This window comes from Amycolatopsis ultiminotia, from assembly GCF_039536925.1.
GTDB lineage: Bacteria > Actinomycetota > Actinomycetes > Mycobacteriales > Pseudonocardiaceae > Amycolatopsis > Amycolatopsis ultiminotia.
In genome coordinates this window covers 291,462-309,368 of the sequence record NZ_BAAAZN010000001.1, presented here as the reverse complement: position 1 = coordinate 309,368, position 17,907 = coordinate 291,462, and the positions used below count along the sequence as shown (strand labels likewise).

Here is a 17,907-nt window from a genome sequence, read left to right as displayed (position 1 = left end):
GGGCGATCCGGCTGGGCCGGTGCAGCCGAACCCGGGCGGCGCCGGCTCAGCCGGGCAACCGCAGCTCCGCCCAGGTCGTGGCCTGGGTTCCGTTGGTGGTGGTGGACCAGGCCGAGGCCAGGTCTTCCAGCAGCAGACGGCCCCAGCCCCGTTCCGGCAGCGTCGAAGGGGGCGCCGGATGCGGTGGTTCGGTACGGGTGACCTCGATGCGCAGCCGCGGCGGGGCGGGCAGCAGGCCGAGACGCAGATCCCGGTGCGCGGCGCCGTCGCGGCTCGCGTCGGTGACCAGCTCGTCGAGCAGCAGCACCGCGTCGGCCACGAACGGGCCTTCGACGTGCGCGAGCATCGCTTGAAGCGTGGTGCGGGCTGCGTCGGCGGTATCCGGACCGGCGAACACGGCCATGGTGGCGGCGGGCGGGGATTGGTCGGCCATGGCCGTCCTCCTCGATAGGGGGGTGGCGACCCCTCAACTACCCAGCAGACCCTCGCGTCAACCGCTTCGCGCCTTATCCTTGGCCGGGAGGGAGGTGCGGACATGGCCGACGACCGGCGGACCTGGTCCGATGCGGACCGGGCGGCCTACCGCGAGTTCGTGCGCACCCACCACCCCGACGTCGGCGGCGACCCGGCCGAGTTCGCCGCCGGGCTGCGCCGGTTCCGCGACCGCACCACCACGACGGAGCAGGCGCCGGTGCCGGACGCGCCGGTGATCTTCGTTACCCGCCAGGGCGCGCTCCCCCGGCTCGTGTCCGCGCTCGCGGCGCGGCGCAAGCGCAAGCGGAACCCCCGCGTTCGCTGATCAGAGTCAGAGCGCGCCGGTCAGCGCCTGCAGCCCGAGACTGGACGCGGCGACCGCGATCCACAGCAGAGCACCCAGCAGCAACGGCCGGTGGCCGGCCGCGCGCAGCTCGGCCGGTTTGAGCGAAAGCCCGATCCCGGCCAGCGCCGTGGTGATCAGGAACGTGCCCGCGGTGGCCAGTGGTGCGTGCCAGCCGGCCGGGATCAGGCCGGCGCTGTCCAGCGCTGCGGCGGCGACGAACCCGATCAGGAACGGCGGCACCAGCCGGTGCCACGGCAAGGCGCGCAACGACATCCGGCCGGAGCCGGCGTTGCGGCGAGCGGCGAGCACGGCGAGCACGAGGACGACCGGGATCAGCATGAGCGACCGCGTCAGCTTCACGACAATGCCGTAGGACCCCGCGTCCCCGCCGTAGGCGTAGGCCGCCGCGACGACCGACGACGTGTCGTTCACCGCGGTACCTGCCCACAGTCCGAACGCGTGCGGCGACATCCCGAGCATGTGCCCCAACGGCGGGAAAAGCAGGACCGCGGCCACGTTGAAGGTGAAGATCGTGCCGAGCGCATAAGCGACGTTCGCATCCCGGGGTTTCAGCACCGCGCTCGTCGCGGCGATCGCGGAAGCACCGCAGATACCGGTGCCGACCCCGATCAACGTCTGCGTGTCACCGCGCACGCCCAGCAGCCTGCCGAGCACCCAGGCTCCGCCCAGTGCGACCGCCAGCGTGCCGAGCATGACCGGTAACGACTGCCCGCCCACTTCCAGCACCTGCCGCAACGACAATCCGGTGCCCAGCACCACGATCGACGCCTGCAGCACCGCCCGCGACGCGAACGCGTACCCGGGGCTCCAGCGCACCGCGCGCAACCCGGGCACGGCCGCACCGGCCAGCGCACCGAGCACGATCGCGAGCACCGGTCCGCCGACGACCGGGACGAACCGTCCGCCTGCCGTGGCCACCGCGGCGATCAGCACCGCGACCACCAGTCCCGGCACCGGACGACCGAGCTTCGCCCGCCAGTGCGCGAACACGGCCGGTCCGGCCGCGCCCAGTACGGCGCCGTCCGCAGGCATCCACCCACCTCCCAGATGTACGTACATTCACGCTACAAGATGTACGTACATCTGGCCAGCCCGGTCGGCCGGTATTGTTCCCTGGTCGGAGGAGGTGCCATGGGCGAACGCGAGCTGGACCGTTCCGGCGGGCAGCCGCTGTGGCGGCAGTTGCGGGAACGCCTGCTCGTCCGGATCAACGCCGGTGAGTTCGACGATGCGTTCCCCGGTGAGTTCGCGCTGGCCGAGGAGTACGGCGTGAGCAGGCAGACCGTCCGGCAGGCGCTGCGGGAGCTCCGCGCGGACGGCACGCTCGTCGCCGAGCGGGGCAGGCAGCCACGGGTGGCCACGGCGACCGAGATCGTGCAGCCGCTCGGCGCGCTCTACAGCCTGTTCGCCGCCGTGGAGGCCGCGGGACTCTCCCAGAACAGTGTCGTGCGCACATTGGACATCCGCGCGGACGCGGTGGTGGCCGAACGGCTTTCGCTCGAGGGGTCCACTCCCCTGCTGTATCTCGAACGGCTGCGGCTGGCCGGCGACGACCCGCTCGCGGTCGACCGGGTGTGGCTGCCCGCGGAGATCGCCCGGCCCCTGCTCGGTGCCGACTTCCAGCACACCAGCCTGTACGGCGAACTGCACCGCCGCGCCGGGATCCGGCTGGACCACGGTGAGGAGCAGATCCGCGCGGTGGTGCCCACCGCGGCCGAACGCGCACTGCTCGGCGGAGACCCGGGCACGGCCGCGTTCTCCATCTGCCGCCTCGGCACCAGCGCCGGCACTCCGGTCGAATGGCGGCACACCCTCGTGCGCGGCGACCGGTTCGCGCTCACCGCCGAGTTCTCCGGCCGCACCGGCTACCGGCTGGTCGGCACCCGCACGCTCGCCGCGCTCGGCTGAAAACCGGTCAGCCGAGCCGGATCCCGGCCAGCTGGGTGCCCTGGGCGACCAGCGCTCCGGTGCGGTCCCACACGTGACACGACTCGTCGACCCTGCCGTCGCCGACCAGGTGCGCCCGGTGCAGCACGCGCACCGGACCGGGTTCCGGGCGAGCCCGTACGTAGGAGGTCAGCTCGAGCGTCGGCACCCAGCCCGCGTTCGCCAGGTCGGCGGTCGCCGGAGGCAGCGCGTCGATCGCGAACAGCAGGCTGATCGGGTCGAACGGCTCCTCCGACGGCAGCGCGAGCCAGCCGCGGAGCTCACCGCGGCCGGTCGGTCCGTCGAGCACCGGACGGTCCAGCCGCAGGTCGATCTCGTCCATGATGGCCACCGGGAACTCCGCCGGCGACGAGGACACGCGTGCGCCTTTCGGTGTGTCGAACTGCGGATCCGGCAGGCCGTCCTGCCAGTACGGCTCGCCGTCGCCGAGGATGCCGAACGTGAGCAGGGCTTCGACTTGGGGCACACCGTCCTGCTGCAGCCGCCCGCGCAGCTGGCTCACCGTGCGGCCGGTGCGCACCGCCTCGATCACCACTTCGGCCGGACCGGGTGCCGGCGGACGCAGGTAGTGGGCACTCGCCGCGAGCACGTCGGGCTGCCCGGCGACCAGCCCCGCCGCCCGCGCGATCGTGGCCAGCAGATAGCCGCCGTTGGGTTTGCCACCGATGGTCCACGCCGCGCTGAGGTCGGCGTCGAAGGTGTCGGCCGACCGCTGCTTGACTGCCGACACCGCCGCGAACGTGGTCGTGGTCACGGGCCCTCCCAGGTGAGTCCTTTCCTGCAACCTAACCGGTCGCGACCGTTCCGTCCCGGTCACTGAGACTCACGCCACCCGCCGGGGCCACGGCGGTTGTACGAATCGTGTACGGAACGGCCCCAGACTCCGCCCGATTCGGTTCGCACGGATGAAGGGGAGACCGATCGTGGCCGCGAATGTACTGGTCCGGCGCACGGTGGCGGCGCTGCTCGCGGCGGGCGCCGTCACGGCCGGGAACGCCGTGCCCGCCGCTGCGGCTCCGGCCGGCAGCTGGCGAGTCGATCTGTCCACTGTCGACGGTGACGAGGTGAACGTCGTTGCGGCCGGTGGTGCGCTCACCCTCCGGGATTCCACTTGGCATCGCACGGATCTGCGCACCGCGGGCAGCGAGGGTTACCTGGTCTCGGCCGTGCGGCAGCTCGCCGCGCCGGTGAACCAAATCGGCGCGAAGGTGACCGCGGACCTGCCGAAGGGTACCGATGCCGAGGTCGACGTGCGTGGCCGTACCGGCGCCGGGGACTGGACGGAGTGGGCTCCCGCAGGCACCCGGCCGGCCGTGCTCGACCGTGTCGTGCAGGCGGTCCAAGCGCGGATCTCCTTGTCCAGCAACACGGACGGGCGCACCCCGGCCGTGCGGGAGGTCGATCTCACCGGCACGCTCGGCCCGCAGCCGAAGGTGCTCCGTGCCACCGCCCCGCTCGCCTACCCCATTTACGCCACCCGCGAGGGGCTGGTCGGCCACACCACGGCCAACGGGCACGTGATCACGAGCAACGACCACTTCGTCGCGCTTCCTTCCGGGAAATCCCTGGCCGGCAAGGGAACCGGCACCTACTCGGTGCGGGTGTGCAAGAGCGACGAAAGCCGGTGCGAGTACGCGCCGGTGTGGGATGTCGGACCGTGGAACACCAAGGACGACTATTGGAACCCGGCCTCGGTCCGCGCCGAGTACCAGGATCTGCCGCAGGGACAACCGGGGGCCTACGCCGCCTATCACGACGGCTACAACGGCGGCAAGGACGACCTCGGCTACCAGGTCGGCAACCCGGCAGGCATCGACCTCGCGGACGGCGTCTTCACCACCGGCCTCGGGCTCAGCGACAACACCACGGTGAAAGTGACCTACCTGTGGACCGGACCGGCCGCGGCCACCGGCGTGGTGGGCACCGCGGGCGATCCGGTGAACGTCCGGGCGAGCGCAAGCACGAGTGCCGCGGTCAAGGGCCTCGCGGCGAACTACGCCAAGGTGAACATCGAGTGCTCCGTCGACGGGGACAGCGTGACCGGCAAGTACGGCACCAGCAAGGTGTGGGACCGGCTCGGGCCGGGCAACTACATCTCCGACACCTACGTACAGCCCGAACCGGCCGAGACGGCGGCGCCGCCCTGCTCGTGATCCGCGGTTCGACCGCACCGGGTGGCGGCCTGCCGGTGACGGCCGGACTGGGTGACGGCCGGGCCGGTGGCGACCGGGTTAGTGGCGACCGGACTGGGCCACCACCAGGCCGGTGACGACCGGGCCGGTGGCGACCGGGCCGGTGGCGACCGCACTGGGCCACGACCAGGCCGGTGGCGACCGCACTGGGCCACGACCGGGCCGGTGGCGACCGCACTGGGCGGCGGCCGGACATCCCCGGCCGCCGCCTGCCGGATCACTTGCGGCGCAGCGTTTCCCTGCCTGCGTAGCGGGCTTCGGTGCCCAGCTCCTCCTCGATGCGGAGCAGCTGGTTGTACTTCGCCGTGCGGTCGGAACGCGACAGCGAGCCGGTCTTGATCTGGCCGCATCCGGTGGCCACCGCGAGGTCGGCGATCGTGGTGTCCTCGGTTTCCCCGGAACGGTGTGACAGCACCGCCGAGTAGCCCGCCTTGTGCGCGGTGTCGACCGCGGCCAGCGTCTCGGTCAGCGTGCCGATCTGGTTGACCTTGATCAGGATCGAGTTCGCGATGCCCCGCTCGATCCCGTCGCGCAGGATTTCCACGTTGGTGCAGAACAGATCGTCGCCGACGAGCTGCACCCGGTCGCCGATGCCGTCGGTGAGCTGCTTCCAGCCGTCGAAGTCGTCCTGCGCCAGTCCGTCCTCGATGGACACGATCGGGAACCGCTCGGTCAGCTCGGCCAGGTAGGCCACGTGTTCCTCGACGCTGCGCTTGCGGCCCTCGCCGGTGTAGTCGTAGACGCCGTCGCGGTAGAACTCCGACGCCGCCGGGTCCAGCAGCAGCGCGATGTCCTCGCCCGGCGTGTAGCCGGTCTGCTCGATCGCGCGGACCACGAACTCCAGCGCCTCGTCGGCGGAGCCGAGCTGCGGGGCGAACCCGCCCTCGTCGCCGACGTTCGTGTTGTGCCCGGCCTCGTGCAGCGACTTGCGCAGCGTGTGGAAGACCTCCGAGCCCATCCGCACCGCGTCGGCGAACGTGTTCGCGCCGACCGGGCCGATCATGAACTCCTGGAAGTCGATCGGGTTGTCCGCGTGCGCGCCGCCGTTGACGATGTTCATCATCGGCATCGGCAGCAGGTGCGCGTAGACGCCGCCGACGTAGCGGTAGAGCGGCAGGCGGTTCGCCGCGGCGGCGGCCTTGGCGACGGCGAGTGAGACGCCGAGGGTGGCGTTCGCCCCGAGCCGGGCCTTGTTCGGGGTGCCGTCGAGGGCGATCATCGCCCGGTCGACATCGCCCTGCGCCTGCGCGTCCAGCCCGCTGACCGCTTCGGCGATCTCGCCGTTCACCGCGTCGATCGCCTTGCGCACGCCCTTGCCGTGGAACCGCTGCTTGTCCCCGTCGCGCAGTTCGACCGCCTCGCGGGTGCCTGTGGAGGCGCCCGAAGGCACGGCCGCCCGCCCGGCCGACCCGTCTTCCAGTACCACGTCCACCTCGACGGTGGGATTGCCCCGGCTGTCGAGCACCTCGCGGCCCTTGACCCGGACGATGCTTGTCATAACGCTCCTCGGAATTCCGGCCGAAGCGCTCCGCACATCACCGTGGGCACCGCGGCAGCAGGCGGCACCACGGTGAGCCACACGTCCGGACGAAGGCTAGCAGAAGATCACTGAATCGATCCCGACGAGTACACCGGAATCCGTGGCTCCCGCCCACCTCGTCTCCCCCGGCGATCTCCCACGACCCCGGCGATCTCCCACGACCCCGCCGGTCCGCCTCGGCAATCCGGCAGCCGCGCGAACAGGCCACAGCCGCGGATCGGGCAGTCCGGGCAGGTCTTGCGACGGCTCGACGATGCCGCTCCCGGGGCCCGCCAACCCCTGCCCGGCGCACCCCCACAGTAAACATACCAACCGGTCCGTATGCTATCTTGAACGCCGAAGCCGGTGGCCCGGAAGGGAATTCCCCTTGCCGACCGCCGACCGCCGGCTGCTAGGAGTGTCGATGGATCGCACCGTCCCGCCCCTCGTGCTCGACCCGCTCGCGCGGGACACGCACGGTGAGGGCGCCCGGCTTCGCGCGCGCGGGCCGCTCACCGTGGTCGAGCTGCCGGGTGGCGTGCTGGCCTGGGCGGTGACCAGCCCGCCGCTGCTGCGGAAGCTGCTCGCCGATCCGCGGGTGTCGAAGGATCCACGGCGGCACTGGCCCGCCTACGTCGCCGGCGAGATCCCGGCCGACTGGCCGCTGCACATCTGGGTCTCGGTGCAGAACATGTTCACCGCCTACGGCGACGAGCACCGGCGGCTCCGCTCGCTCGTGTCGAAGGCCTTCGCCAGGGCGCAGATCGCCGAACTGCACCCGGTCGTCACCGAGATCACGCACGGTCTGCTCGACGACCTCGCCGCCGGAGGGGCCGATCCGGACCTGCGGGAAAGCTACTGCTACCGGCTGCCGATCGAGGTGATCTGCCGGCTGGTCGGCGTGCCCGAGCGGACCCGCCCCGGGCTGCGCACCGCGATCGCAGGCCTGTTCGCCACCTCGGCCAGTCCCGCGGACGCCTCGGCGAACGTCGAGCAGCTCTACCGGATCCTGGCCGAACTGGTCGGGCAGCGCCGGGCCGAACCGGGTGACGATCTGGCGACCGCACTCATCACCGCCCGCGACGAGGACGGTTCACGGCTCAGCGAAACCGAGCTCGTGGACACGCTGATCCTGGTGATCACCGCAGGCCACGAGACCACGGTGACCCTGCTGGACCAGTCGGTGGCCGCACTGCTCACGCACCGCGAGCAACTCCGTGAAGTCCTGGACGGCACCCGCCGCTGGAGCGACGTGGTGGACGAGACCCTGCGCTGGCAGTCCCCGGCGGCGCACCTGCCGTTGCGGTTCGCCCGCGAGGACATCAAGGCCGGCGGCACCGTGATCCACGCGGGCGACCCGATTCTCGCCTCGATCGGCCCGGCCGGCCGCGACGAACAGCACTACGGTCCGGACGCCGGCCGTTTCGACCTGGCTCGGGAGGACAAGGCCTCACTGGCCTTCGGACACGGCGTGCACTACTGCCTGGGTGCGCCGCTGGCCAGGATGGAAGCCGAAATCGCCCTGCCCGCGTTGTTCGCCCGCTTCCCCGGCCTGGTGCTCGCGGTCTCGCCCGGCGAGCTGCGGCCGTTGCCGTCCTTCATCACCAACAGCCACCTGGCCCTGCCGGTCCGGCTGTACGGCTGATCAGGCGTCCCAGCCGGTGAGCACCGCCTCGGTGTCCGCGCCGGCAACCGGCGGCGGCGACGGGATTTCCGGCGGAGTACGGGAAAACCGCGGCGCCGGGGCGGGCTGGAGCACCCCGTCGAGCTCGATCAGCCCGGAGCGCGCCGCGATGTGCGGGTGCTCGGCCACCTCGTCCGGCGCGAGCACCGGCGTGACGCAGGCGTCGGTGTCGGCGAACCGGGCGGCCCACTCGTCCCGGGTGCGGGTGAGGAACGCGCGGGTGAAGGCGGTACGCAGCACCGGCCAGCCCGCACGGTCCAGCTGTGGCGGCAACCCGGCGTCGGTGAGCTCGAGACCGGCCAGGAACAGCTCGTAGAACTGGGGTTCCAGCGCACCGACGGCAACGTACCGGCCGTCCGCGCAGACGTAGGTGTCGTAGAACGGGGCGGCGCCGTCGAGCAGGTTGGTGCCGCGTTCGTCGGACCACGAGCCGACGCCCCGCAACGCCCACACCATCTGCGCGAGCACGTTCGTCCCGTCGATCATCGCCGCGTCGACCACCTGGCCGAGTCCGGTGCGTTCCCGCTCCCACAGCGCCGAAAGCACCCCGGTGAGCAGGAACATCGAGCCGCCGCCGAAGTCGCCGACGAGGTTGAGCGGCGGCACTGGGCGCTCGCCCTCCCGTCCGATCGCGTGCAGCACGCCGGCCAGCCCGATGTAGTTGATGTCGTGCCCGGCCCGCTGCGCCAGCGGCCCTTCCTGTCCCCAGCCGGTCATCCGGCCGTAGACGAGCCGAGGGTTGCGCCGGTGACAGTCCTCCGGTCCGACCCCGAGCCGTTCCGCGACGCCGGGGCGGAGGCCCTCCACGAGGACGTCCGCCTTGGCCGCCAGCCGGAGCACGAGGTCACGGCCCTCCGGGGTCTTCATGTCCGCCGCCACCGACCGTCGCCCGCGCAGCAGCGGGTCCGGGCGCCCGCCGGTGAGGTTCAGCGATCCGGACGGCCGCTCCACCCGCACGACGTCCGCGCCGAGGTCGGCAAGCACCATACAGGCGTGCGGGCCGGGCCCGATCCCGGCCAGCTCCACGACCTTCAGTCCGTCCAGCGGTCCCGCCACGTGCCCTCCTCGGCTCCGGTGCCCGGCGGCGTCCGGCCGGCCGCCCGGTGCGCCCGACCCTACCGGCCGGCCGGTCCGCGCCTCTTCGCCCGCGGGGTAACCCACACGGTGCGGTAATCGGCCCTCGACCACGCTCCGCCTCACCCGAACCGGGGACCGGAGGTCTGGTCACCGAGCCGCGCGGGTACCCGGCTGATATCCAGGGCCTCGACGGTCACGAACCAATCAAGGGAGCACATCGTGAGCTTTTTCGACCAGGCCAAGGACAAGATCCAGGAACTCGCCGGGAAGAACCCGGACAAGGTCGGCGAGGGTGTCGACAAGGCCGCCGACTTCGCCGACGAAAAGACCGGCGGCAGCCACGGCGACCAGATCCACCAGGGCGCGGACAAACTGAAGGAACGCTTCGGCGGCAGCGGCGACGACCACGGTCAGCAAGGCGGCCCGCAGCAGGGCGGCGACCAGGGCGGCCAGTAACAGCCCGGCGGTCGGCGGCAGCGCGAGCGGCAAGGCGGCTGAACTACGGCGCCCCCCGTAGCGCTGCGGCCGGACTGCCGTCTCAACCAGCAAACCCGCTGCCACCACCCCGGCAGCGTTGTGGCCGGACTGCCGCCTGAGCGCAGGAAATCCGACGCCCGCGCGGCATTGCCAGCGGCGCGGCCGGACAGCCACCTCAACCACGGCAACCCGGCGCCCACGCGACACCGGCAACGCTGCCGCCGGACCGCCGCCTGAACCCAGGCAACTCGGCGCCGGTGCGGCACCGGCAACGCTGCGGCCGGACCGCCACCTGAACCACGACAACCCAACGCCCACACGACACCGGCAACGGTGCGCCCGGACAGCCGCCTGAACCCGAGCAACCCGGCGCCGGCGCGGCAGCGGCCGCACCGGCACCGTCGATCGGCACCGGCGGATCGCGGGCTGAACTGCGACGACCGGCGGCAAGCCGGCCGGGCACCGCAGCTGAGTGGCGGCCCCTCGTCCGGCCGGGGCCGCCACCGCCACCGCCTGCGCTCCCCCGGTATCGTGGCTGCGGCTCGCGCGGCGGTGGCCGGCGCGGGCCGGAGATGTGGGTCCAACCCCACGCAGTACCGCCCTAACCCGCCGGAGTGTCCACATCGGACCTATCCGCCCGGACGGGTGTGGTTCAGCCGGGCTTGCGTGCGGTGATCAGCAGGTGTTCTTCCGGTTCGGCGCCCGGTTTGTCCGGCGCGAAAAGCTCCGAACGGGTCGCGGTCACCTCCAGGCCGGTCGCGCGCACCCGCTCGACCAGGGCATCGGCGGAAAAGCTCGTGACGCGGATGAGGTGGCCCAGGAAGTCCACCGGCACGTCCTCGACGTCGGACGGCACGGTCACCAGCGCGAGCCGTCCGCCGGGCACCAGCCAGCGAGCGACGTCGGCCAGTACCGTCTCGGTGTCCGCACGGGGCATCTGCAGGAACGGGAAGAACGCGCACACCGCGTCCCAGCTCGCCGGGTCCGAATGCCACTGCCGTACGTCGGCGTGCACGAATTCGGCCTCCGGGACCTGCTCCCGGGCGATGCGCACCATCTCCGCGGACACGTCGATCCCGGTCACCCGGTTCCCCGCCGCGGCGAGGTCCGCGGCGACCGGGCGGCCGGTCCCGCTGCCGAGGTCCAGCACCCGCGCGGACGGCGGCAGCACGTCGATCAGCTCCCGCACCGCCGCGTCCACCATCGGCGGGCGGCCGAACGCGTCCTGGTATCCCGCGCCGATCGCGTCGAACAACTCGGCCGCGCCGGCGCTGCGGACCGGGTCGGTTCCGCTCATCGTCGTCTCCCCTCTTCGTTCGGGGGGTCACGGTAACCCGCGGTAAGTGGCGGCCGCGACCACCAGGTCCTCCCAGGCCATCCCGACGCTCTTGAACAGCCGTGGCCCGGCCGGAACCGGCACCCGTCCGGCCACCAGGTCGGCGAGCGGGACGATGTCCTCCTCGGCCAGCGCACCCGATCGCACTGCCAGCACCACGTCACCCGCCTCCCGCAACCCGGCGGTGACGGCTTCGACGACCACAGTGGACCGTGCGACGGTGGTGTCGTCGACCTCGCGGGCCTCCGGTTCGTGTGAACCGACCGCGACCACCGTGGCGTGTTCCGGCAGCAGCGCACCGTCGAACAGCGGGGTGCGAGCGGTGGTGCAGCACGCGACGAGGTCGGCTTCCGCGACGTCGTCCGGTGTCCCGGTCCTCGCGGACAGCTCGGCGTACTCCGCGGCGAAGGCCCGCGTACGCGCCGGATCACGGCCGACCACCACCAGCTCCCGCACCGGCCGCACCGCACGCAACGCTGCCACGTGGCTGTGCGCCTGCGGACCGGTGCCGAACACCACGAGCCGCGACGCCTCGGGCCGGGCCAGCACGTCGGCCGCCACCGCGGACACCGCGGCGGTCCGCACCGCGGTGATCGCGATCCCGTCCAGCAATGCCAGCGGGCTCAGGGTGGTCCCGTCGAGCAGCAGGTAGTGCCCCTGGATGCGAGGCAGCCCCCGTTCCGGATTCCCCGGTGCGACCGAGGCCAGCTTGACCCCGGCGAACCCCTCCCCGGAGGAGGGCATCAGCAGCAGCTGCCCGGCCGGGACCGCCGCCACCACGCGCGCCGGATCCGCCTCCGGGTCGAGCCCGCCGGCCAGCGCGGCGCGCAGCGCGTCGATGGCCTGGTACACCGTGGGTTTCGCATCCAGCAGCAGTTTCACGGAAACAATCCTGCCGGAAACGGGCCGGCCGGATCAAGGAAGTGCCGCGTGGTACCGGTCAGCCGGGCCGGCCCGGCTGACCGCGGGCACGACCGTCCACAGTGGTTTCCTCCGCTGAACTCGATACCGATTGCGGGAAGCCGGGTGCGACGGGGCAGTACCCGTAGCGACAGCCGGCGATCTCCGATGCACCGGATGATCCTGCTCCCCCACAGTGTCCATGATGGACAGTGCGGCAACGCGCCTTCGCTGGTTCTCCCGGCCGAACGGAATGCCGGTCCGGTTCCACGCCCGCCGGACGGTCGAGGCCCGGTCAGCATCGGACGGGAGCAGCGCGACGGCCTCATCGTGGTGAAACACCGCCGCAGCGCACGGCTCTTCGTGCCCGGAACGCAGGCACCGGGTCCGCCACCCGACCTGGTGCGCCGCCCGTCACAATCGCTTAGATACCAGCTTAGATACATGCTAGCGTCCCAGGCATGATCGCATCGAAACCCCGAGTGCCCGGCGCCGCCGAGCGTGCCTACGAACTCACCAAGGAGCTGGTGCTCTCCGGCGAGCTGCCCGGTGGCCATCTATTCAGCGAAGGCGAGATCGCCGAACGGCTCGGGGTCAGCCGCACGCCGGTTCGCGAAGCGTTCCTGCGGTTGCAGGTGGAGGGGTTGCTCAACCTGATCCCCAAGCGCGGCGCCGTCGTGGTGCCGGTGCCACCGGGCGAGGCCGAGGACGTGCTCGACGCGCGGGAGGCGGTGGAGGCCTCCGCGGTCCGCCGGCTGGCGCGCCGTCCCGAACTGATCGACGACGCGCTCACCCAGCTGCGCCGGGTCCTCGAAACCCAGCGCAGCCACGCGGAAACCGGTGATCTGCACGCATTCGCGGAGGCCGACGAGCTGTTCCACCGCACGATCGTCGCCGCGGGCGGAAACGCACTGCTGCTCGACTTCTACGCCACCCTCGCCGATCGCCAACGGCGGATGAACGTGCACGCGCTCGGCCCGATCAGGGCCCAGCTGCCGGAAATCGTCAGCGAGCACGAGCACCTGCTCGACATCGTCGCGGAGGCGGAGACCGGCGCCGAAGCGTTCGCGCCTGCACTGCGTGCGCACCTGGATCGGGTGCACCGCCGGTGACCGCGACCGCAGACCGCGCCCCCGCACCCGGGGTCACCGCCACCCGGCCCGCCTGGTTCCCCGCCGCCGCCGCGGTGTTCGTGTGCGGCTGGGGCGGCAACCAGTTCACGCCGCTGCTCGTGATGTACCAGTCCGCGGGCTACTCCGCGTTCACCGTCGACACACTGCTGGGCGCGTACGTGCTCGGCCTCGTGCCCGGCCTGCTGTTGTCCGGCAGCCTGTCCACCCGGTTCGGCCGCCGTCCGGTGATGCTCGCCGGCACCGCGCTCTCGCTGCTGGCGAGCATGCTGATCGCACTCGGCCCGCTCGGCGTCGGGTGGATCGCGAGCGGCCGGTTCCTGACCGGGGTGGCCGTCGCGGTCGCGATGGCCGTCGGATCCACCTGGATCAAGGAACTGGCGGAGCTGGACCCGCTGGCCGCGGGCGACCTCGGCACCCGGCGCGCCGCACTGTGCCTCACGCTCGGGCTCGGCGTCGGCCCGGGAGTCGCCGGGGTGCTCGCCCAGTGGGGGCCGTGGCCGATGGTCCTGCCCTACCTCGTCCACATCGGACTCACCATGGTCGCGCTGCCCTACGTCACGCGCGGCACGGAAACCGTCGCCGCCGGCCGGGCACCGGCGCGGCGCGGACTGCCCGGCACCACCCGGCATCCGCGCTTCCGGCGGATCATCCTGCCGATGGCGCCGTGGATCTTCGGCTCCTGCGGCGTGGCGTACGCGATCATGCCGCAGCTCGTGCACGACCGGCTCGGATCGTGGTCGCTCGGCTACTCGACGCTGCTCACCGTGTGCGCGATCGGCGCCGGGGTCGGCGTCCAGCCGATCGCCAAGCGGATCGACCGGGCGACCAGTGCCAGGGCCGTGCTCACCGGCATGACCGTGCTGTGCGCCGGGCTCGTGCTCAGCGCCCTGGCGGCCGCGTCGCGATCGCCGTGGCTCGCCCTGGTCACCGCACTGGTGCTGGGCACCGCGTACGGCATCGCGGTGGTGTCCGGGTTGCTGGAACTGCAGCGGATCGCCCGGCCGGACGAGATCGCGGAGCTGACCGGCGTGTACTACGCGCTGGCCTACCTCGGTTTCCTGCTGCCGTCGGCGCTGGCCGCGCTGAGTGGCGTGGCAGGCTATCCGCTGCTGCTGGGCTGCCTGGCGGTGCTGGCGCTGGCGGGCACGCTCGTCGTCGCCCGGCATTCGCGGCGGCATCTGCCCGCCGCCTGACCGGGTTTCGCGCATTCGCTCCGGTTTGCCGGAATTGTTTCCCACTAATGTCGCTTGTGGATCGTCGCCGGTTCCGAAAGAGTTCTCCGGCAGGGGAATCGCCCGTGGGCGTTTTCCGTCGGGGCCGTGCTTTCCGGATGATCTTTTCGAGCAAGGAAGTGGGAGCTGCCCATGCGGCATTCGTCGCGCTTCGTTCGTGCCCTCGTACTGACCGCGACCGGCGGACTGGCGCTGACCGGGATCGCCCCGCCCGGCGCCACAGCGGCCACCGCCGGATCCGCCCCGCAGTCGGTGATCGTGGTCCTCGCCGACCAGCTGCTCGGTGCACCGCCGACGAAAGCGGAAGCCGCGGGCCGGCGCGCCAAGGCGACCCAGGAACAGGAATCGGTGCTCGCCAAGCTCACCGGCGCGGCCCCGGCGGCGGTGCGGCATTTCGCACTGGGCAACGCCTTCGCCGCCACCGTCACTCCGGCACAGGCCACGCAGCTGGCACAGGACCCGGCCGTGGCGCAGGTGCTACCGGACAGCGAGGTCACGCTGCCAAGCCCGGCATCGGCACCGGCGAGCGGAGCCGCGCCGAAGGCGAGTGGCCGAGCCGAGCCGGCCACGCCGGACGCGACCTGCCCGAGCGATCCGGCCAAGCCGCTGCTGGAACCCGAAGCGCTGACCTCGATCCACGCCAACAGCACGGACGGTTCGAACAGCGCCGCGGAGCTGGCCGACGGTTCCGGTGTCAAGGTCGGGTTCCTGGCCGACGACATGGACCCGGACTACGCCGATTTCATCCGCCCCGACGGCAGTCACGTCTTCTCCGACTTCAAGGACTTCTCCGGAGACGGCCCGGGTGCCACCGATTCCGGCGCCGAGGCGTTCGGCGACGCCTCGTCCATCGCCGCGCAAGGCGTGGTGGTGCACGACCTGTCGAAGTTCGTCAACGAGAAGCACCCGCTGCCCACCGGCTGCACCGTCGTCGTGAAGGGCGTGTCCCCCGGTGCGAGCCTGGTCGGCCTCAACGTGTTCGGTTCCACCGCCACGAACTCCGCGGTGCTGCAGGCGATCGACTACGCGGTGACCGTGGACCACGTCGACGTGCTCAACGAATCACTGGGCCTCAACCAGTATCCGGACGCCAGCTCCCGCAACCTGTTCCAGGTGTTCAACGACCAGGCGGTGGCCGCGGGCGTGACGGTGACCGCATCGAGCGGCGACGCGGGCACCACCTCCACCATCGGCAGCCCGGCCACCGATCCGCTGGTGATCTCCGCCGGCGCGACCACCGACAACCGGCTCTACGCGCAGACCGGCTACGCGGCTTTCCCGTTCTCCAACGGAAAATGGGCGAACGACAACATCTCCGCACTGTCGTCCTCCGGTATCACGCAGAACGGCCGCACGATCGATCTCGTCGCCCCCGGCGAGGGCAACTGGGCCGACTGCGCGCCCGCGTACGACGAATGCCGTGATTTCAAGACCGTGCCACAGCCGACCGATCTGGAATCCTTCGGCGGCACCAGCGAGTCCGCGCCGCTGACCGCGGGCGTCGCCGCGCTCGTCATCCAGGCCTACCGGCAGTCGCACCACGGCGCGTCGCCGACACCTGCGCAGGTCAAGCAGCTCATCACCGGTACCGCACGGGACCTCGGCCTGCCCGCCGACGAACAGGGTTCCGGTCTGCTCGATGCCCGTGCGGCGGTGGAGGCGGCACTCACCTCGCCCGGCGCCGCCGGTGCGCCGGCGGGTGTCTCGTCGAACATCACGGTGTCGGCCGGCCAGCTCACCCTGGAAGGCGCACCCGGAAGCACCCGGCATGCGAAGGTGAACGTGACCAATGTCGGCAGCAAGCCGCTGACCGTCACGGCGGGCACGCGTTCGTTCGAGCCGATCGGCACCCAGACGCAGACCACCGCGTTCGATTCGACGAAACTGCCGACCTTCCCCTACTACGACGGCACGGACTGGGCCTACCGGAAAGTGACCTTCACGGTGCCGGACGGCGCCCAGCGGCTGCTGGCGCGGATGGCCTGGCAAGGCAGCCCGAAGACGGTCGACGGCCAACCGGTCACCCCGGTGGTGCGCCTGACCCTGCTCGCTCCGGACGGCACTTTCGTGGCCAACAGCCGTCCGCAGGGCGGAGCAGCCACGGCGAACTACGCCAATGTGGACCTCGCACGTCCGGCCGCGGGCAAGTGGACTGCGGTGCTGTACTCGGAGTCCGGGCCGTCCGGCTACACCGGTGACATCCAGCTGGCGACCACGGTGCAACGGGCGGTCCCCGAAGGCCAGGTCACACCACCGGTCCTGCAGCTGCGGCCGGGGCAGACGAAGCCGGTGCAGGCTGCGCTGCAGACACCGGCCACCGGTGGCGACGCGGACTACTCGATCGTCCTCGGCAGCTCCGACGGGCACCAGACCACGGTGTCCGCCGTACTGCGCGCGCTGATTCCGACGAAGAACGGCTCCGGCACCTTCGGCGGCACGATCACCGGCGGCAACGCCCGCGCCGTTTCTCCCGCGCAGACGTTCTCGTACGAATTCGACGTGCCGCGCGGTAAACGGGACCTGGACGTGGCCGCGCGGCTGCGCGACGCGGGCACGTTGGTGGACGGCGTGCTGGTGGATCCGAACGGCGAGCTGGCCGACGTGAACAGCAACGCTTATCCGGACGCGGCGGGCAAATTCACCCAGGGCACCGGGCTACAGCTGACCGACGCGAATCCGGTGCCGGGCCGGTGGCATCTGGTGCTGGTGGTGCAGAATCCGGTGACCGGCAAGGAAATCGAGCAGCCGTTCACCGGGACGGTCGGATTCGACCGGGTGGCGGTGCGCGCACCGGCACTGCCCGCATCGGCGTCGGTGAAGCTCCCGGCGGGCAAGCCGGTGACGGTACCGGTGACGGTGCGCAACACCGGCGTGGAACCGCTCGCGCTCGGGGTCGACCCGCGCACGAACGCCCAGCAGACCCTGCAGCCGCAGCCGGTCGGCGGTTCGTCCGAAGTGGACTTGCCCGAGCTGAACGCGAACGCGCCGGTGTACTCGGTCCCGCCGGACACCAGCCGGTTGACCGTGGCCACGTCGTCGACCTTGCCCGCACAGGTGGAACTGCAGAGTTCGGCGGCGGGCATCGACGTGCTCGGCGATCTGAAGGCCGCACAGGCGGGCAGCACGGTGTCCGTGGCGAGCATCGGCGAGAAGTCCGGATCTGTCACCAAGGGCATCTGATACGCCGACGTGCAGGAGATCGGCCCGTTCGGCACTTCGGGCGCCCCGGCCGGGCACGCGAGCTACACGGCGTCGATCCGGACCGCCGGCTTCGACCCGACGGTCACGTCGCCGGCCGGCGACCCGTACGGCGGGTCCGTGGATCCGAACGCCCCCGGCGGCACCCCGGTGCTCGTGGCCCCCGGCGCAACGACGACGATCACGGTCACCATCACGCCGACCGGCAAGCCCGGCACCGTCGTGACCGGCCACCTGAACGTGGTCACCGCGCCGAACCAGCCGACCGGCACCACCGGGCTCCCGCAAGCGGGCACCGGTGAGGTGCTGGCGGCCCTGCCGTATCAGTATCGCGTCGGCTGATCCAGCGGCCGTCCGGTCCACTGTGGACC

16 protein-coding genes are annotated in these 17,907 nt (G+C 71.8%); 9 read left to right on the top strand and 7 right to left on the bottom strand.

Features of this window, described 5'->3' with window-relative positions; genetic code table 11:
• Positions 1 to 46: 46 nt before the first annotated feature.
• Positions 47 to 433: a hypothetical protein gene (locus tag ABD793_RS01420; RefSeq protein ID WP_344854386.1), complete on the bottom strand. Its 387-nt coding sequence runs from the start codon at positions 431 to 433 to the stop codon at positions 47 to 49.
• Between the two features lie 102 nt (positions 434 to 535).
• Between ABD793_RS01420 and ABD793_RS01415 the strand changes: the two genes are divergently transcribed.
• A complete protein-coding gene (locus ABD793_RS01415) occupies positions 536 to 799 on the top strand; it encodes a hypothetical protein (RefSeq protein ID WP_344854385.1) in 264 nt (87 codons plus the stop codon).
• A 6-nt stretch (positions 800 to 805) separates the two neighbouring features.
• Here ABD793_RS01415 and ABD793_RS01410 read toward each other — a convergent pair whose 3' ends face one another.
• On the bottom strand, positions 806 to 1,873 hold the full coding sequence (locus ABD793_RS01410; protein ID WP_344854384.1) for a YeiH family protein: 1,068 nt from the start codon (positions 1,871 to 1,873) through the stop codon (positions 806 to 808).
• Positions 1,874 to 1,972: 99 nt separating this feature from the next.
• Here ABD793_RS01410 and ABD793_RS01405 point away from each other — a divergent pair, with 99 nt between their 5' ends.
• Positions 1,973 to 2,749, top strand: a complete 777-nt coding sequence (locus tag ABD793_RS01405) for a GntR family transcriptional regulator (RefSeq protein ID WP_344854383.1) — start codon at positions 1,973 to 1,975, stop codon at positions 2,747 to 2,749.
• A 7-nt stretch (positions 2,750 to 2,756) separates the two neighbouring features.
• Here ABD793_RS01405 and ABD793_RS01400 read toward each other — a convergent pair whose 3' ends face one another.
• Complete coding sequence (locus tag ABD793_RS01400; protein WP_344854382.1) at positions 2,757 to 3,542, bottom strand: thioesterase family protein; 786 nt, start codon at positions 3,540 to 3,542, stop codon at positions 2,757 to 2,759.
• A gap of 169 nt (positions 3,543 to 3,711) precedes the next feature.
• On the opposite strand from ABD793_RS01400, the gene ABD793_RS01395 reads away from it, so the two are divergent.
• Positions 3,712 to 4,941 carry a hypothetical protein gene (locus tag ABD793_RS01395; protein WP_425548640.1) on the top strand — a complete coding sequence of 410 codons (1,230 nt, stop codon included), beginning with the start codon at positions 3,712 to 3,714 and terminating at the stop codon, positions 4,939 to 4,941.
• Between the two features lie 256 nt (positions 4,942 to 5,197).
• Here the strand turns inward: ABD793_RS01395 and eno are convergent, their stop codons facing one another.
• Positions 5,198 to 6,478, bottom strand: coding sequence for a phosphopyruvate hydratase (gene eno, locus ABD793_RS01390; protein ID WP_344854380.1), 1,281 nt, complete (start codon positions 6,476 to 6,478; stop codon positions 5,198 to 5,200).
• A 445-nt stretch (positions 6,479 to 6,923) separates the two neighbouring features.
• On the opposite strand from eno, the gene ABD793_RS01385 reads away from it, so the two are divergent.
• On the top strand, positions 6,924 to 8,144 hold the full coding sequence (locus tag ABD793_RS01385) for a cytochrome P450 family protein (protein WP_344854379.1): 1,221 nt from the start codon (positions 6,924 to 6,926) through the stop codon (positions 8,142 to 8,144).
• On the opposite strand, the gene ABD793_RS01380 is transcribed toward ABD793_RS01385, so the two are convergent.
• Complete coding sequence (locus ABD793_RS01380; RefSeq protein ID WP_344854378.1) at positions 8,145 to 9,239, bottom strand: CaiB/BaiF CoA transferase family protein; 1,095 nt, start codon at positions 9,237 to 9,239, stop codon at positions 8,145 to 8,147.
• 240 nt (positions 9,240 to 9,479) lie between these two features.
• Here ABD793_RS01380 and ABD793_RS01375 point away from each other — a divergent pair, with 240 nt between their 5' ends.
• Entirely contained in the window at positions 9,480 to 9,716 is a 237-nt protein-coding gene (locus tag ABD793_RS01375; protein ID WP_344854377.1) for an antitoxin, read from the top strand.
• A gap of 673 nt (positions 9,717 to 10,389) precedes the next feature.
• Here ABD793_RS01375 and ABD793_RS01370 read toward each other — a convergent pair.
• A complete protein-coding gene (locus tag ABD793_RS01370) occupies positions 10,390 to 11,034 on the bottom strand; it encodes a class I SAM-dependent methyltransferase (protein WP_344854376.1) in 645 nt (214 codons plus the stop codon).
• Between the two features lie 27 nt (positions 11,035 to 11,061).
• Positions 11,062 to 11,955 (bottom strand): ornithine cyclodeaminase family protein, encoded by an 894-nt coding sequence (locus ABD793_RS01365; protein WP_344854375.1) that lies wholly within the window; start codon positions 11,953 to 11,955, stop codon positions 11,062 to 11,064.
• Between the two features lie 479 nt (positions 11,956 to 12,434).
• Here ABD793_RS01365 and ABD793_RS01360 point away from each other — a divergent pair, with 479 nt between their 5' ends.
• The 4 genes from ABD793_RS01360 to ABD793_RS01345 all read left to right on the top strand — a co-directional run bounded on the left by ABD793_RS01360 (position 12,435) and on the right by ABD793_RS01345 (position 17,878).
• Positions 12,435 to 13,085, top strand: a complete 651-nt coding sequence (locus ABD793_RS01360; protein ID WP_344854374.1) for a GntR family transcriptional regulator — start codon at positions 12,435 to 12,437, stop codon at positions 13,083 to 13,085.
• Positions 13,082 to 14,299, top strand: a complete 1,218-nt coding sequence (locus tag ABD793_RS01355) for an MFS transporter (protein ID WP_344854373.1) — start codon at positions 13,082 to 13,084, stop codon at positions 14,297 to 14,299. The genes ABD793_RS01360 and ABD793_RS01355 overlap by 4 nt, the downstream gene beginning before the upstream one ends.
• A gap of 171 nt (positions 14,300 to 14,470) precedes the next feature.
• Positions 14,471 to 17,518 carry a S8 family serine peptidase gene (locus ABD793_RS01350; RefSeq protein ID WP_344854372.1) on the top strand — a complete coding sequence of 1,016 codons (3,048 nt, stop codon included), beginning with the start codon at positions 14,471 to 14,473 and terminating at the stop codon, positions 17,516 to 17,518.
• 9 nt (positions 17,519 to 17,527) lie between these two features.
• Entirely contained in the window at positions 17,528 to 17,878 is a 351-nt protein-coding gene (locus tag ABD793_RS01345; protein ID WP_344854371.1) for a hypothetical protein, read from the top strand.
• Positions 17,879 to 17,907 lie beyond the last annotated feature (29 nt).

Bases quoted from the DNA above. Each gene is read 5' to 3' on its own strand.
- ABD793_RS01385 (WP_344854379.1), top strand. From the start codon at position 6,924: ATGGATCGCACCGTCCCGCCCCTCGTGCTCGACCCGCTCGCGCGGGAC.
- ABD793_RS01350 (WP_344854372.1), top strand. From the start codon at position 14,471: ATGCGGCATTCGTCGCGCTTCGTTCGTGCCCTCGTACTGACCGCGACC.
- ABD793_RS01370 (WP_344854376.1), bottom strand. From the start codon at position 11,034: ATGAGCGGAACCGACCCGGTCCGCAGCGCCGGCGCGGCCGAGTTGTTC.
- ABD793_RS01420 (WP_344854386.1), bottom strand. From the start codon at position 433: ATGGCCGACCAATCCCCGCCCGCCGCCACCATGGCCGTGTTCGCCGGT.
- ABD793_RS01360 (WP_344854374.1), top strand. From the start codon at position 12,435: ATGATCGCATCGAAACCCCGAGTGCCCGGCGCCGCCGAGCGTGCCTAC.
- ABD793_RS01405 (WP_344854383.1), top strand. From the start codon at position 1,973: ATGGGCGAACGCGAGCTGGACCGTTCCGGCGGGCAGCCGCTGTGGCGG.
- eno (WP_344854380.1), bottom strand. From the start codon at position 6,478: ATGACAAGCATCGTCCGGGTCAAGGGCCGCGAGGTGCTCGACAGCCGG.
- ABD793_RS01415 (WP_344854385.1), top strand. From the start codon at position 536: ATGGCCGACGACCGGCGGACCTGGTCCGATGCGGACCGGGCGGCCTAC.
- ABD793_RS01410 (WP_344854384.1), bottom strand. From the start codon at position 1,873: ATGCCTGCGGACGGCGCCGTACTGGGCGCGGCCGGACCGGCCGTGTTC.